Raw genomic sequence first — 13,728 nt, 5'->3', positions numbered from 1 at the left:
CTACCACGCGCCAAGGGAGATCGAGAAAATCGCGGAAGCAGCTTAATAAAAGTGTCCGCTACGACTTGACCAGAACACTATCACTGTCGTGTGTGTAATAACGCAAAAATATCGTTGGGCAGGTCGAACTGTTAAGTGTTTGTCGTCGACGCTTATCTGTATTTATCCGTTATGCTAAGCATTAAGAGGCAAGAAAATATGAATTCTGTCATCAAGCTGTTGCAGTCCCATCGTTCTATCCGCAAGTTTACCGATCAAGAAATCCCACGTGGTCTGCTTCTAGAGCTCATAAAAGCTGGGCAGGGGGCCGCTACCTCTAGCCATGTGCAAGCCTATACGATTATTCATGTGAAAGATTCGGCAAACCGTGAACACATTGCTGAGCTGTCCGGTGGACAAGGCTATGTTGCAAGCTGCGCAGCGTTTTTAGTGTTTTGTGCGGATATGAAGCGCCCAACAGAAGCCTCTGAACGCACGGGAGCGAACGTTGAACGAGGTATGACGGAGCAGTTGCTGGTCGCCACCGTAGATACGGCGTTAGTTGCACAAAATGTTGTGGTAGCCGCCGAATCAGAAGGACTAGGTATTTGCTATATCGGTGGTATTCGCAATAACCCTCAGGCCATTAGTGACTTACTGCGCCTACCTGAGCATGTTTATCCAGTGTTTGGTTTGTGCCTTGGTTACCCAGCACAAGACCCTGAAGTAAAGCCACGCTTGCCCGTAGAAGCGATATTGAAAGAAGACTACTACACTGAAGATGCCAGTTTAGTAGAAGCCTTCGACGCTACGATGCACACCTACTACCAAGCGCGTAGCAGTAGCAACAAAAATACCGATTGGTCACACAACCTGAAACCACTGTTTGATAACAAGTTGCGCCCTCATATGAAAGACTTTCTGGTAAAACGTGGTTTTGAGATGAAGTAGCCCATTGATTTTCATCAATAATGCTCGTTAATGAGTTTCATGGGCTGGGGGGAGGTAAACTGGGGAAAGCAAGCTGGGATCAGTAGGTTTAGAAACATGACTGGAGCTACATGACTGTCGCTCCATGGCTGAAACATCGTTTGAGATACATGTTCTAAAGCTTGTTGGGCGTAGCGGCTTGGTTCGAGCATAGCTCAAATGAATACGGCTTAAAGCGCCCAGCTTTTTTTGACTACACCCTATACTTGAGTACACGGCAAAAATAACAAAAGGAGCCATCAATGACCCTGACGCGTGCCTACTATCTACTTGCGGCGTTCTACACGCTTATTCCTGTAATGGGCATAGTTGCACTGTTTGCTGGTGGTGGAACACCACTTGCCGTCGCTCACCTCTCCTTAGGAGGGCTCGCTGTGCTGGGCCTGTGGGGCTATATATTGAAACGCGGTTTTATGAACCCACGTATGTGGCGGCCTTTTGCTGTAATACTTGCCGTTGGTGCAGCGGTGCAGTTGTTGGTTATTCTCACTATGCCTGTGGCGAATGTAGAGCTTACCTGGATGCTTACCAGCACCGTTTTCTCGGTCCTACTGGTTATTCTGCTTTATCACTACGGCAACCGTGATCAGCCGTTTTGGGCGACTGCAGAAGAGCAGGCAGCAGCTCGTCAATTGGCGGATTTATTGGAAATGTCTCCTTCTTTAACTGCGGTGCACCGCGAAGGTGAGCGAGAAAATAGCGCTAACGTTTTCAAAGTTGGGAGCGAGTATAAAGCTCGCATCACTCGGCGTAGCCGCAATGGTCAAGAGGCATTCGAACGGCGCTTTCAGCACCCAGAAACGTTAGTGTTTTTTCTGGAAAAATTTGCCAGTATTCAGGTTCAGGACTTCAAACAGGAGAGGATGGCGTAACCCAGTGTGCTGGTCATGTGTCATGTTCAATAGTAGCCGTATGGCTGTCAGGATGAGTCAGTTAACTGCGAGTTAAAGAGCCTCTGATTTTGATAGTCGTGAATCAAAGCGAACGAGTAGCACTGATCTCATGGGCGTACAGGTACCAATGAGAAGCAGTCTGCTCTTTGGCTTTATACATCGCCATATCGGCACTGGCCAGAAGGTCAGCAGGGCTTTGACCATGGAGGGGGAATAGAGCGATACCGATACTTGCAGACACATGGTGTTTTATACCAGCACTGACAAACTCAATAGAGTCGAGTAACTGGGTAATATACTCGGCAATATGAATCGCTTGTTCACTATTAACACCCTCTAGCAGTAGCGCAAACTCATCGCCACCTAAGCGTGCGATTGTGCTGCGTTGGCCTAGGTTGGCATATAGCGTTTCTGCTACCTCACGTAGCAACTGATCGCCAATATGGTGGCCACTAAGCTCATTGATTTCTTTAAACTGGTCAAGATCAAGTAGCAGTATGGCACCCTCACTCTGGTGTGAAAGTGAGTTGAGCATCGCATCCTGAAAATAGTGGCGGTTAAATAGCTCGGTTAAAGGATCATGTTCCGCTAGCCAGGTTAAGCGGGTTTCAGCAGTCTTGCGTTCAGTAATATCTAACCCAACAGAAATTCTTGCAGCATTGCCGCCTAGGTTGTCATTTAAAGGTGTGTGGTACCAAGCGACAATGCAATTACACCGATCAACCGTTTGAAAGATTTTTTCTTCCTGCGAGGAAATTTCGGCACGGCCTTTATGGTGGGCGCTGTCTCGATCACCAGTAAGTAATGAAGTAGGTTGATCAAAAATATCGTTAAAGTGGCGGCCTAAGAGGTCGTTATCACTGAGAGCAAGCCGTTCCCGGGTATAGCTATTGACCAGTTGTATATGGCCAGTAGCGCTTTGCGCAACAATAAAAACCCGAGCGGTATCTAGCAGGCTGCTAATAAAATCTCGCTCGCTAGCTAACTCATCGATGCGTTCCGCAAGCTGCTGGCTACGCTCTTGCACGGCGTTTTCCAGTGTCTCAAGCTGGAAAGATAGCTCGCGAGTTGAATGCTCAAGCACATTAATCTCGTTAGAAAGCCGTGGGGTGGAAACCGGCAATTTGGCCCTCACGCTACTGAATTTGCCGTTCGCAAGGGCTGGTAGCAGCTCAGCTACTCTGCGTAGCCGCGCCATGGGCCCTAATAAAATAATCAACTGTAGTAATTGTGCGGCCAGCCAGCCTATTAGCCCAACAAAGAGCAGCGTGTTAGTAGCGCTCTTAATAGCGGTAACTTGATCGGTAATGTCAGAGATGAGTAGGAAGTAGCTGGTGCTGCGCCAATCAGCATCCTCCTCCATATACACAGCGCTTAGCTCTAAATAGCGGCTGGCATGCTTGATACTAAAAGGAGCATCGTTAAGTGGGTCAATAGGTGTTTGGGTTGAAGCAAGCTGCAGTAATGGGAGCGTAAGCTCCCGGCTAGTAAGTGCTACTAGGTGGCCTTTCCAGTGGGGTAAACGGCGCTCTTCTGCGGCTTCTTGCTCCTCCTGGTCTCCTATCACCAACAGTGCTATTTCACTGCTCGAGACTTCTTTTGCTTGACGGGTTACATCAGCAAGCGAACGTGACATCACTACAGTGCCGATACTGTCGCCTTCTAATAACATGGGAACCGCTACAAACTGCTGGCAGTCCATGGCACAGCGCAGCGTCGTCACAGGTGATTCCGTCGCCAGTACATCTCCTATCCAACTCTGTAAGGGGGGCTCATTGGATGGCGTGCTGGCGCCGAAGCGTCCCATCAAATGACCTTGGGCGTCAAATATGAATAACTCATCCACACCGGCTTCAAGCTGTAGTGAAGGCCATAGAGCATTTAGTGTGTCTGCTACCGTTGAGAGATTGCTGTGTGCTAATGCGTTGGCCAAGTTTGGAGCCGATGCCGTTAAACTAGCCAGTTGGAGTAGGCTGTCAGCAGAACGTTGCAGCACGAGGCGTATTTCACGCTGCTGGCGCTCATGCTGGGTAAGGCGGCTTGCCTCGAATTGTAGGGTTAAATAGTAGTGGCCCAACCAAGTGAAAAGGGCGACAAGTACCAGTAATAGCAGGCTGCTAAGCGCGGTGACACGCCAGGTCAAACTTAACCGTTGTCGTACTTTTAAAGATGAAAGTAGGTTCATCACGGGCAGCCAAGTTTAGGTTTCATGAATAATTAAAAGCGTAACGAAAGTTGGAACAGCAGCATGTTCCAGTGTTGTTGGGTTGCCGAAGAGTCAGGGTTATCTTGCCCTGGCAACCAGCCAGTACCGTTCACATGATGATACTCACCCGCAAGCATGAGGTGGGCGCTGGGCGTCCACTGAAGGCCAATCGTGATATCGTCAGCAAACTGAGAGTGAGCAGGTCCAAAACCACTCTGCTCGTACTGATAGCCTGAGCGATCAGCATTATTATTGATGAGGGAGTCATACCTCACCAGCCAGCTCCAGGTAGGCGTCATGCGTCGCTGATACTGTAAATACCAGCTTTGGCCAGTGATATCGAATGATGTAGGTATATTATCACCCTCAAGAGACTGTTGTCTCAGGGCGAATTCAGCCGTTAGGCTCCACAGGTCGTCGTTATATTGCAATGAGGCCACCCAAGGCTGAAAGTTGAATTCAGCTGGATTGCCTGCAATGTCAGTATCCAGGTTGACGTTGGCTGCACTCAACGCGGCTAAAAATTTGCCATTTTGGTTTTCATATAAAATCTGCGCAATGGCTGACGGTGTGGATGAGGACACACTGCCGATGGTGTTACCAAACAACTGCCTAGACAGGCCTGAGCCTGTCTGAGGGCGACCAATACCACCACTCATCCTAAGCGTGCCAGTGGAGATGCGTTCTTCCAGATAAACGCTGACCCCGTCTGCGGCTATGCCGATGGAACGCGTGCGATCAAAGTAAATCGATTGAGGCAGTAAGATGCTTGGCCGAGTAAAAGCAATATCACGGGTCTGGTTATAAAAGCCTAGGGGGTTTTTAAACCTGCCTGCTTGCAGGCCTAGTGTACGCTCTTGGTTCGATACCATCTGGTAGTCTATAACGCCGTAATCCAGCGTAGGCTTGGCATCTCTGATTTCACCACCTGCTCGTCGACTGAGTAGTTGGGCGGCTATCAGCATATTTGGGCTGGGGCGTAGTGAGGCATTTACTCCCAATTCGGTAAATTCAAGGCTCCCAGCCTTCTGGCTACTGGCACCAAAGAAGTCGTTATTATCCGTCACAATAAGTGCTTGGCTAAGAAAGCCGTGTACCTGTAGCGTATCGAGCGGGCTCTCGTCGGCCCAACTGACAGCGGTAGGCGGGGTTGCTAATAGACAGACCAGTAGCCTGACAGGATTTCGGTCACTCCATTGAAATGACTTGGACACTTTCATCCAGGTACTCCCTTTCAAGGTAGCCCACTGCTCCTGGAGTGCTGGCCACTCGCTGTCGCATTTCGTTGAGATCGCGAACACGGTTAGGCGCTTGCCCCATGCCAGAAAACACTATTCGGTCCCAGGCCAACTGAAGCTGGTGGGGATAAGCCGCTAGCTGCTCTTTTACAAACCGTGCGTGTGTAGGGTTACGGTTAGGTAGAACAAACACCTGAACTGCCTGACCATCCGGCCAAGTACGCTGGCGCATGGCGAAAATAGCCCGAGTTGTATCCTTATTTAAACAACTGGTGGATACATCCGGGTGGGCAACCAACAAGATAACGTGCTCTATATTAGGCGGCTGAGCTTCCATCGATCCTGAAAAAAGAGCGAGCGCTATGCACGCTGTCGCCCAGGCACAGCGCTTAGGTATGCAACCGAGCCAGGAGAACACTGGCATAAATGGGAGCTTATCCATTGCCTAGAGGAGGGGAGACATCGCACCCGGCAAGTTTCGCTTTTGTTACCGATGAGAATAAGTAAATAACGTTTTCTCCAAACAGCATTTGTGAAAAAACTCCAGAGTATTAATAGCTTATCGGCTTTCGGCTGCTGCGGAAACAATAAAATAGTCAGGCGAATGCAACTTAGTGCCCGCTTAAACATACAGTATCCAAAAGTGGGGCCAAGAGGTGAAACCACATAGCTATCGCTGTTAAATTAAGCGTGTTAAGCAAGGTAGTTTAGCTATGGCTGTGCGTAAGCAATCCACAAGGAGATGTTATGGCGATATTAGTGATTGGTTCTAACGGGCAAATTGGTAAACAATTTTGCGAGCTTGCCCAACAAGCTGGCACTTCGGTCAAGGCGATGATCCGCAGCGAAGAGCAGGCAGCGTGGTTTCACGAACGTGGTATCGATAGCGTGGTTGCCGATTTAGAAGGTGAATTTGAACATGCCTTTGAAGGATGCGATCAGGTTGTTTTTACCGCAGGTTCAGGGCCCCACACCGGGCCAGATAAAACCCTGATGATTGATCTTTTTGGTGCCATTCGTGCCGCTGATGTTGCCAAGCAAAAAGGGCTGTCCCGCTACATTATGGTCAGTGCCATGCGGGCAGAAAATCCGCTTGGGGCACCGGAGAAGCTGCGCCCTTATATGGTCGCGAAATTTGCTGCCGATGCTCATCTACGCAATGGCAAACTCCCTTATGTCATTCTCAAACCAGGGCGCCTGACCGACGAATCGGCCAGCCGCCTGTTTGCTAGTACTGTTGAAGAGTCAGGCGATAATCAGATCTCCCGCGCTAATGTCGCTCATGCACTGCTGCATGTGGTGCAAACTTCGAGCATCATTAACCAGGAATACTCACTACTGGATGGCAAGCGCTCGATTGAGGAGATTATTCAGTAGCAGTACTTTGAGAGCAGTACTTTGAAAAAGACCGTTGCCGCTTAAGTATTTACCCCTTTCATACCTTCCGGTGTATAGCGCTCGCCGATGACTGGAAGGTTTTCGGTAGCCGCCTCAAGCTGTTGCTGCTCATCAGCGGTTAGGTGAATGGATGCCGCTGCTGCATTCTCTTCAAGGTAGCCTAGGCGCTTAGTGCCGGGGATAGGCACAATGTTGTCACCTTTAGACAGCAGCCAAGCCAGTGAAAGCTGCGCAGGTGTGCAGCCTTTGAGTGTGGCCACGTCACCAATTACCTCGGCGATTCGGCGGTTAGTGCTCATAGCCTGATCTGAGAAGCGCGGCAGGTTGGAACGAAAATCACCTTCCTCAAAATCCTCAGTTGCTTGGAACCTTCCCGTCAAGAAGCCTCGGCCCAGCGGCGAGTAGGGCACAAAGCCAATGCCGAGTTCATTGCAGGTGGGCAGAACATCTTGCTCAACATCACGTGTCCAGAGCGAATACTCGGTTTGTACTGCGGTCACTGGGTATACCGCATGGGCTCTACGTAGGGTTTCTGCACTAACCTCGCACAGGCCTATATGAGCAATTTTCCCCTCTTTCACCAGTTGGGCGAGTCCGTCCATGGTCTCTTCGATGGGAGTGTTCGGGTTAACGCGATGGGCGTAGTAGAGATCAATTTGCTCGACACCCAGCCGTTTCAGTGATGCTTCGCAAGCTTTGCGTGCATACTCGGCGCTGCTGTCCAGGCTGCGTTGGTACTCTCCGGGGTTACGCACAATGCCAAACTTGGTCGCGATACGTACCTTCGGTTTATGGCTGGCGAGAAAGCGGCCAATCAGCTCTTCGTTATGGTGTGGGCCGTACATATCCGCCGTATCTAAAAAGTTGATGCCCAGTTCCACTGCCCGTGCTAATACCCGCAGCGACTCGCTATCATCCCGGGGGCCGTAGAATTCGCTCATTCCCATGCAGCCCAAGCCAATAGCGGAAATAGAAAGGTCGGTGCCAAGTGTACGTTGTTGCATGCTGTCTCTCCGTGAATCGTTCTTGAGTAGCGGAGTGACAGCGTGGCACTATCCGATAATGAAAAAAATGAACGAATTTGATAAGCCGATTTCCGGTTTTGAAAAACAGATGCCGCGAGGGTGGGTCTGGGACGATACCCGTACTTTTCTTGCCGTGGCCCGTCACGGTACGCTGAGTGGTGCCGCAGCGGAACTCCACTTGGGCATTGCGACGCTCTCTCGGCGTATTGAACGGCTAGAAAAAGCGCTTAAGCTACCGCTTTTTGTGCGCCAACAGTCGGGCTACCAGCTTACTGAGGAGGGGGCCGGGCTGGTCGAGAAAGCTGAAGCACTGGAAGCAGCCGCATTGGCGTTTACAACCGATGTTTCCCGTTACTCACAGCTGAGCGGTAGAGTGCGATTGGCTACCGCTGAAAACCTGGCAACAGCACTGATCCTACCCGCGATTGCGCAATTTCGTAGCCAGTATCCAGGTATTACGCTAGAGCTGGTGACGGATATCTCCACCGTCAATTTGCATCGTCGCGACGCCGATTTAGCCCTCAGAATGGTCAAACCCGAACGGGGGAATGTCACCCTTCGCCGTTTGGGTACCCTGGGTTTCGGGCTTTACGCTAGCCCTGGCTATGTGGCAAGGCGTGGAACTCACCGCGATGCCGGTGAGTTCGATGCCGACGCCTTTATCACTTGGGGTGAGCCACAAACCCAGCTGCCCGCTGCTCAGTGGGTCGAGCGAGTTTTGCAGGGGCGTGAGCCTGCGTTAACCACCACTTCATTGGCGACTCAGCTGGCTGCTGCAAAAGCGGGTATCGGGATAGCGGTATTGCCGCATTTTCTGGCGCTGGAGGCTGGACTGGTTTGCATGGCTACTGATATCGGTATGGATCAGCCTATCTACCTCGTCATTCAAACGGATCTTACCCGATCAGGTCGTACTCGGGCAGTGGCAGATTTTCTGTCTGAGTTGGTGGCTAGTCATGGTGACCGCCTAGCTGGTAAGCGCTCGATTGAGGAGGTTATTGGCTAGGGTTGGCCGTATGAGCTCCTGAGTCAAATAGTCTAGTGATGGTGTTGTAGTAATGGATTACTACCCGCAGATGGAGAGTGCTTGCTAGTCTCATCCTTACACGCTCAGCGTGTGCTCAATCACTCGATAAACAACGACAAGGAGTACTGAGATGAGCAGCAAGAAAATTTTGATGATTACCGGTGACTACACCGAAGATTATGAAACCATGGTGCCTTTTCAGGCTTTGATGGCGGTAGGCCATCAAGTGGATGCCATATGCCCTGGAAAAGCATCGGGCGATACGGTAGCCACTGCGATTCACGACTTCGAAGGTGATCAAACGTATTCTGAAAAGCCTGGTCACCGCTTCGCTCTAAATGCCGATTTCGCCAGCACCAACCCAGCAGACTACGATGCCTTAGTGATACCCGGTGGGCGAGCACCAGAGTACCTGCGTTTGAATAAAGAAGTGCTAACCATGGTCCAGCACTTTTTTGAGACCAACAAGCCCGTAGCCGCGATTTGCCATGGTGCTCAGCTATTAGCTGCTGCCAAGGTGCTGGAAGGCAAACAGTGTTCTGCCTACCCAGCTTGCCAGCCAGAAGTGGAGCTTGCCGGAGGTCACTTCGCTAACCTGGAAGTGACGGATGCTGTCACCGATGGCAATCTGGTCACAGCACCGGCTTGGCCTGCTCACCCTGCGTGGCTGGCGCAGTTTATGGCATTGCTAAATAAGTAAGCATTGAATAATAAGCAGGTATTGAATCAGTAAGTATTAAGTGGCGGCGGGAATGCCATGTTCGCGCCCAGCACCTGGTTGGTTGTTGGGCGCATGTCGAGTTTGCCCGCTATCCTAGCAGTATGCTTGAACGTTAAGAGATCATCCCATGTGCAAACTATTTATCGAAGCTGATCCCGAGCTATGGCGCAGCGCTACGCACTCGCTACGTATAGATGGCATGGTAACAAGTGTACGAATGGAAAATTACTTCTGGCACCTGCTAGAGGAGATCGCGCAGCGCGATGGAATGAACACTGCCCAGATGATTACCCGCCTGTACCATGAGTCCATTGATGCAGGGCACGACCTGGGAAACTTCACCTCGTTCTTACGCGTGTGCGCGTTACGCTATCAAGCGCTGCAGTTAACGGGGGATATTCCCGGTTATCACGAGGTACCTATCGCCACGCTGGATGCTGAAAAAATCCTCGCCCGCGAAAGGCGTAGCAGGCTCAATCAGATTCACTAGCTGACGGAGTGTCCGCTAAGACGGCTCATGTTGTGGTGAGGCCCCCAATACTTTTGTGCGTAAGGTTTCGGTGAAACGGGCTAGAGCGGGTGACCAGGTGGCGGGTTCTGATGTAACAAAATAGGTATCGATATTGGCAATGGAGGAGGGCAGTTCCATATAGTGAATACCAAAGCGGTGCTGGTGCGCCACAACGGTGACGCGTGGCAGTACTGTGTAGCCCATTCCTGCCGCAACGCAGCCAAGCATGGCGTCTAACGTGCCAAACTCGAAAACACGCACAGCATTAATGCCCTGAGATGCCAGCAGCAACTCGATACGCTGACGGTAACTGCACCCTTGACGAAATGCGAGAAACGTTGCCGATAGAAGCTCTTCAGAGCTGGGGATGCTCGTCATCGGTATTGAACTTACCAGCACAAGCTGTTCGCTGAAGACGTTAAGCGAACGATAGCGATGATGATCAATGCCTCCTGCCACAAACACACCATCAACCTGCCCGGCCATGAGTTGCTCAATTAAAGTGGCGGTGGGGCCGGTGCTCAGAGTCATATCAACCTCTGGGTAGTTGGCATGGTAGGCCGCTAGAATCGGAGGCAGACGTAATGCCATGGTGGTTTCCATTGCTCCTAAGCGTAATTGGCCAGAGGCGCTCTCTTGGCTTTTAAATAGCGCTAACGCTTCATCATGAGTAGCCAGCATTCGCTTGGCGTAATCCAATAATGCCTGCCCAGCAGACGTGAGTCGCACGCCGCCTGTACGATGAACCAGCTGTGCGCCTAACTCCTCCTCAAGTTTTTTGATGTGGGTGGTCACGTTAGATTGCACCGTGTGCAGCTGCTTGGCGGCTGCTATAAAACTGCCGGTTTCAGCCACTGCCATAAACAGCCGCAACGATTTAAGTTGCATTTTCATCCCTCATTAAGTCACCTTTATCTCAAAACAAGATAGTTAGTATCACTATAAATCGTTTCCAAGGAATTTCTACTGTGCGTAGGCTAGCGGTAAACCCACTTGCCGCCAACTCTGCCTGCATAGTGATTTAGTAAGGACACGACATGACCAACAGCAAAGATCTGCCTGCTCTGCTTACCGGGATAATGGCCACTCTGGTAGGAATAGGCATTGCCCGCTTTGCCTACACGCCGCTACTGCCAGCGTTGATTCAAGAGGAGTGGTTCAGTGCCAGCCAAGGTGCCTACCTGGGGGCTGCCAATCTTTTGGGCTACTTTATTGGTGCGTTGTCTGCCCACTCCCTTAGCGAGCGCTTTTCTGTTCGTGTTGTGATAGGTACAAGTTTTGTGGCGATTGCGCTGAGTTTCCTGCTTTGTGCAGGGGCAGGTAGCTTCAGTTGGTTCTTCTTTTGGCGGTTAGTCTCAGGCATTGCCGGGGCTATTCTCATGGTGGTTGGTCCATCGCTGGCTCTGGCAGCTACACCCCCGGAAAGGCGAACCAGTGTCGGTGCGTTGGTTTTTACTGGTATAGGGCTGGGTGCACTGCTTTCAGCATCGGTAGTGCCGGTGCTTTTGGAGCTAAGCCTAACGGTCACCTGGGGAACGCTTGGCCTGCTCTGTATCGCTGCGGCTCTCTTATGCGACTGGGGCGTTTCTCATTTAGAATCACCAATGGCGCTCAGCTCAGTAGCGAATAGTCAGCAGGGACATAAAGGCGTACAGATCGTCGTGTTACTTGTGGTGGGCGCTTATGCGTTAGACGCGGTCGGGTTCGTCCCTCATACCCTGTTTTGGGTGGATTACCTAGCCAGGGAAAATGCGCTAGGCAATCAAGCGGCTTCTCTACAGTGGGGCATCTTCGGCTTGGGCGCTGTATGCGGGCCACTGATGGTGGGGGTATTAGCGCGCAAAGTAGGCTGGCATGGCGGTTTAACCATCGCTTTTTTAGCCAAGGCTGCTGCTGTTTCCCTGCCGGTATTTTCTCTCACACTTTTCAGTCAGTCAGTTTCCTCGTTCATGGTCGGCGCAATGATCCCTGGCATTGTTGCGCTGACCTCTGGACGGCTTGCTGAATTAGTTGGCCCTGTCGCCCACAAAAAGCTTTGGGGGCAAGCGACCGCCGCCTTTGCTGCGGCCCAGGCGTTTGCTGGCTATGGTATGTCTGCGCTTTTCGCTGTTTGGGGCACTTACTCACCACTATTTGCTATCAGCGGCCTGATGTTAGTAGGAGGCTTTGTGCTGGTGCTGCTTAGCCGTGGCGTGGAGCAGCGTCACGTTCTCTTTTCTGATCAGAAACGGAGGCAATAATGCAACTCTTCCTGAACGCAACCTCACCCTATGCGCGGCTAGCGCGGATTCTCTTGCTGGAAAAAGGCATGGTAGATGACGTTACCCTGCGCTGGTGTGATCCCTGGGCAGACGACAAAGCGCTGCTAGAGGTTAATCCCGCCGGGCGAATTCCAGCGCTAGTGACTGACGACGGCACAACCCTCAGTGAATCGCTGCTGATTGCTGTTTATCTTGATAGCGTTAGCTCCCGCTTGCCAATGATACCTACATCCCAACTAGCTGATGTGTTGCATCTGGCTGGGCTTGGGCAGAACCTCATGGATGTTGCGTTTAACACCGTTATCGCAAGGAAGCATTATGGCGCTGAGATTGATCAGAGTGAGCTTGGGCGAAGGCGCCAGCGAGCTATGCAACGAATAGTGGAACAACTGAACAGTGAACTCCACGAAAGTCAGTTGGCGCCTTCGATTACTCTTGGTGAAATCGCCACCGCCGTCGCGCTAGATTATCTGGCCTTCAGGCTGCCCGAAGTGCACTGGAGGGAAGCGTACCCTCAGCTCAAAGCGTGGCATGGCACGGTAATTTCCAGGGATAGTTTTCAGCAGACCGCTTTTGTGTAGTGTGCTGTAACAAGCCTCATGGGGCATGAAATAGTGAGGTACTCGCGGGTGCGCTGGCGCTTACGCCGCGCTACACAATGTGCTTGCTTCCGCGGGTGCACTGGCGCTTACACCGCGCTACACAATGTGCTTTCTTCCGCGGGTGCGCTGACGCTTACGCCGCGCTACATAATGTGCTTGCTTCCGCCGGGTATGCTGACGCTTACGCCGCGCTACACAATGTGCTTTCTTCCGCGGGTGCGCTGACGCTTACGCCGCGCTACACAATGTGCTTGCTTCCGCGGGTGCGCTGGCGCTTACGCCGTGCTGCATAATGTGCTTTCTTCCGCGGGTGTGCTGACGCTTACGCCGCGCTACATAATGTGCTTTCTTCCGCGGGTGTGCTGACGCTTACGCCGCGCTACATAATGTGCTTTCTTCCGCGGGTGCGCTGACGCTTACGCCGCGCTACATAATGTGCTTGCTTCCGCGGGTGCGCTGACGCTTACACCGCGCTACACAATGTGCTTGCTTCCTCGGGTGCGATGACGCTTACGCCGCGCTGCATAATGTGCTTTCTTCCGCGGGTGCGCTGACGCTTACGCCGCGCTACATAATGTGCTTTCTTCCGCGGGTGCGCTGACGCTTACGCCGCGCTACATAATATGCTTGCTTCCGCGGGTGCGCTGACGCTTACACCGCGCTACACAATGTACTTTCTTCCGCGGGTGCGCTGACGCTTACGCCATGCTACATAATGTGTCTATGTATTTGAGGTAGGCATCCTTGTAGCGCGGCGTAACGAATCTTGCGAGGTACGAGCAAATGAGGCACCCGCGAACTGAACTGCCCCCCGAAAGTTGGACACTTTACTCCAACCTTCGAGGCACTCGGGTGAGAAATAAATATACTGAACGCT

The 13,728-nt window shown here is 51.7% G+C and carries 13 protein-coding genes; 8 read left to right on the top strand and 5 right to left on the bottom strand.

The features are described from left to right. Positions 1-198 precede the first annotated feature (198 nt). Together nfsA and CPA45_RS22075 are read left to right on the top strand one after the other, a co-directional pair. Positions 199-930 carry an oxygen-insensitive NADPH nitroreductase gene (nfsA, locus tag CPA45_RS22080; RefSeq protein ID WP_096655421.1) on the top strand — a complete coding sequence of 244 codons (732 nt, stop codon included), beginning with the start codon at positions 199-201 and terminating at the stop codon, positions 928-930. 281 nt (positions 931-1,211) lie between these two features. Beyond that, positions 1,212-1,841: a hypothetical protein gene (locus tag CPA45_RS22075; RefSeq protein WP_096655419.1), complete on the top strand. Its 630-nt coding sequence runs from the start codon at positions 1,212-1,214 to the stop codon at positions 1,839-1,841. Between the two features lie 103 nt (positions 1,842-1,944). Here CPA45_RS22075 and CPA45_RS22070 read toward each other — a convergent pair whose 3' ends face one another. The 3 genes from CPA45_RS22070 to CPA45_RS22060 are packed head-to-tail and all read right to left on the bottom strand — an operon-like array spanning position 1,945 to position 5,643. Beyond that, the gene (locus tag CPA45_RS22070) at positions 1,945-4,047 is read right to left on the bottom strand and encodes a diguanylate cyclase domain-containing protein (protein WP_096655417.1); all 2,103 of its coding nucleotides are present in this window, start codon (positions 4,045-4,047) and stop codon (positions 1,945-1,947) included. Positions 4,048-4,079: 32 nt separating this feature from the next. Next, positions 4,080-5,288, bottom strand: a complete 1,209-nt coding sequence (locus CPA45_RS22065) for a hypothetical protein (protein WP_208858577.1) — start codon at positions 5,286-5,288, stop codon at positions 4,080-4,082. Beyond that, on the bottom strand, positions 5,257-5,643 hold the full coding sequence (locus CPA45_RS22060; protein ID WP_096655415.1) for a type 2 periplasmic-binding domain-containing protein: 387 nt from the start codon (positions 5,641-5,643) through the stop codon (positions 5,257-5,259). Before CPA45_RS22060 ends, CPA45_RS22065 begins: the two co-directional genes overlap by 32 nt. A gap of 410 nt (positions 5,644-6,053) precedes the next feature. Between CPA45_RS22060 and CPA45_RS22055 the strand changes: the two genes are divergently transcribed. After that, positions 6,054-6,683, top strand: a complete 630-nt coding sequence (locus CPA45_RS22055; RefSeq protein WP_096655413.1) for an SDR family oxidoreductase — start codon at positions 6,054-6,056, stop codon at positions 6,681-6,683. Positions 6,684-6,724: 41 nt separating this feature from the next. Here CPA45_RS22055 and CPA45_RS22050 read toward each other — a convergent pair whose 3' ends face one another. Continuing rightward, positions 6,725-7,708, bottom strand: a complete 984-nt coding sequence (locus CPA45_RS22050; protein ID WP_096655411.1) for an aldo/keto reductase — start codon at positions 7,706-7,708, stop codon at positions 6,725-6,727. 67 nt (positions 7,709-7,775) lie between these two features. Here CPA45_RS22050 and CPA45_RS22045 point away from each other — a divergent pair, with 67 nt between their 5' ends. The 3 genes from CPA45_RS22045 to CPA45_RS22035 all read left to right on the top strand — a co-directional run bounded on the left by CPA45_RS22045 (position 7,776) and on the right by CPA45_RS22035 (position 9,967). Then, positions 7,776-8,735: a LysR family transcriptional regulator gene (locus CPA45_RS22045; protein WP_422822053.1), complete on the top strand. Its 960-nt coding sequence runs from the start codon at positions 7,776-7,778 to the stop codon at positions 8,733-8,735. A 151-nt stretch (positions 8,736-8,886) separates the two neighbouring features. Further along, a complete protein-coding gene (locus CPA45_RS22040; RefSeq protein WP_096655407.1) occupies positions 8,887-9,456 on the top strand; it encodes a DJ-1/PfpI family protein in 570 nt (189 codons plus the stop codon). 148 nt (positions 9,457-9,604) lie between these two features. After that, a complete protein-coding gene (locus CPA45_RS22035) occupies positions 9,605-9,967 on the top strand; it encodes a ribbon-helix-helix domain-containing protein (protein ID WP_096655405.1) in 363 nt (120 codons plus the stop codon). Positions 9,968-9,982: 15 nt separating this feature from the next. On the opposite strand, the gene CPA45_RS22030 is transcribed toward CPA45_RS22035, so the two are convergent. Further along, positions 9,983-10,876 (bottom strand): LysR family transcriptional regulator, encoded by an 894-nt coding sequence (locus CPA45_RS22030; RefSeq protein ID WP_096655403.1) that lies wholly within the window; start codon positions 10,874-10,876, stop codon positions 9,983-9,985. Positions 10,877-11,025: 149 nt separating this feature from the next. Between CPA45_RS22030 and CPA45_RS22025 the strand changes: the two genes are divergently transcribed. Together CPA45_RS22025 and CPA45_RS22020 are read left to right on the top strand one after the other, a co-directional pair. Continuing rightward, positions 11,026-12,228: a YbfB/YjiJ family MFS transporter gene (locus tag CPA45_RS22025; RefSeq protein WP_096655401.1), complete on the top strand. Its 1,203-nt coding sequence runs from the start codon at positions 11,026-11,028 to the stop codon at positions 12,226-12,228. Continuing rightward, entirely contained in the window at positions 12,228-12,830 is a 603-nt protein-coding gene (locus CPA45_RS22020) for a glutathione S-transferase N-terminal domain-containing protein (protein WP_096655399.1), read from the top strand. The genes CPA45_RS22025 and CPA45_RS22020 overlap by 1 nt, the downstream gene beginning before the upstream one ends. Positions 12,831-13,728: the final 898 nt, after the last annotated feature.

The sequence above is a fragment of the Vreelandella nigrificans genome (assembly GCF_002374315.1).
Classification (GTDB): domain Bacteria; phylum Pseudomonadota; class Gammaproteobacteria; order Pseudomonadales; family Halomonadaceae; genus Vreelandella; species Vreelandella nigrificans.
Note: the sequence above shows the minus strand (reverse complement) of the source record. Positions and strands in the feature narration are given on the sequence as shown.

What these genes read in the sequence shown, in the direction of transcription:
- nfsA (WP_096655421.1), top strand. Translation starts at nt 199, where the DNA reads ATGAATTCTGTCATCAAGCTGTTGCAGTCCCATCGTTCTATCCGCAAG.
- CPA45_RS22075 (WP_096655419.1), top strand. Translation starts at nt 1,212, where the DNA reads ATGACCCTGACGCGTGCCTACTATCTACTTGCGGCGTTCTACACGCTT.
- CPA45_RS22070 (WP_096655417.1), bottom strand. Translation starts at nt 4,047, where the DNA reads ATGAACCTACTTTCATCTTTAAAAGTACGACAACGGTTAAGTTTGACC.
- CPA45_RS22065 (WP_208858577.1), bottom strand. Translation starts at nt 5,288, where the DNA reads ATGAAAGTGTCCAAGTCATTTCAATGGAGTGACCGAAATCCTGTCAGG.
- CPA45_RS22060 (WP_096655415.1), bottom strand. Translation starts at nt 5,643, where the DNA reads ATGGAAGCTCAGCCGCCTAATATAGAGCACGTTATCTTGTTGGTTGCC.
- CPA45_RS22055 (WP_096655413.1), top strand. Translation starts at nt 6,054, where the DNA reads ATGGCGATATTAGTGATTGGTTCTAACGGGCAAATTGGTAAACAATTT.
- CPA45_RS22050 (WP_096655411.1), bottom strand. Translation starts at nt 7,708, where the DNA reads ATGCAACAACGTACACTTGGCACCGACCTTTCTATTTCCGCTATTGGC.
- CPA45_RS22045 (WP_422822053.1), top strand. Translation starts at nt 7,776, where the DNA reads ATGAACGAATTTGATAAGCCGATTTCCGGTTTTGAAAAACAGATGCCG.
- CPA45_RS22040 (WP_096655407.1), top strand. Translation starts at nt 8,887, where the DNA reads ATGAGCAGCAAGAAAATTTTGATGATTACCGGTGACTACACCGAAGAT.
- CPA45_RS22035 (WP_096655405.1), top strand. Translation starts at nt 9,605, where the DNA reads ATGTGCAAACTATTTATCGAAGCTGATCCCGAGCTATGGCGCAGCGCT.
- CPA45_RS22030 (WP_096655403.1), bottom strand. Translation starts at nt 10,876, where the DNA reads ATGCAACTTAAATCGTTGCGGCTGTTTATGGCAGTGGCTGAAACCGGC.
- CPA45_RS22025 (WP_096655401.1), top strand. Translation starts at nt 11,026, where the DNA reads ATGACCAACAGCAAAGATCTGCCTGCTCTGCTTACCGGGATAATGGCC.
- CPA45_RS22020 (WP_096655399.1), top strand. Translation starts at nt 12,228, where the DNA reads ATGCAACTCTTCCTGAACGCAACCTCACCCTATGCGCGGCTAGCGCGG.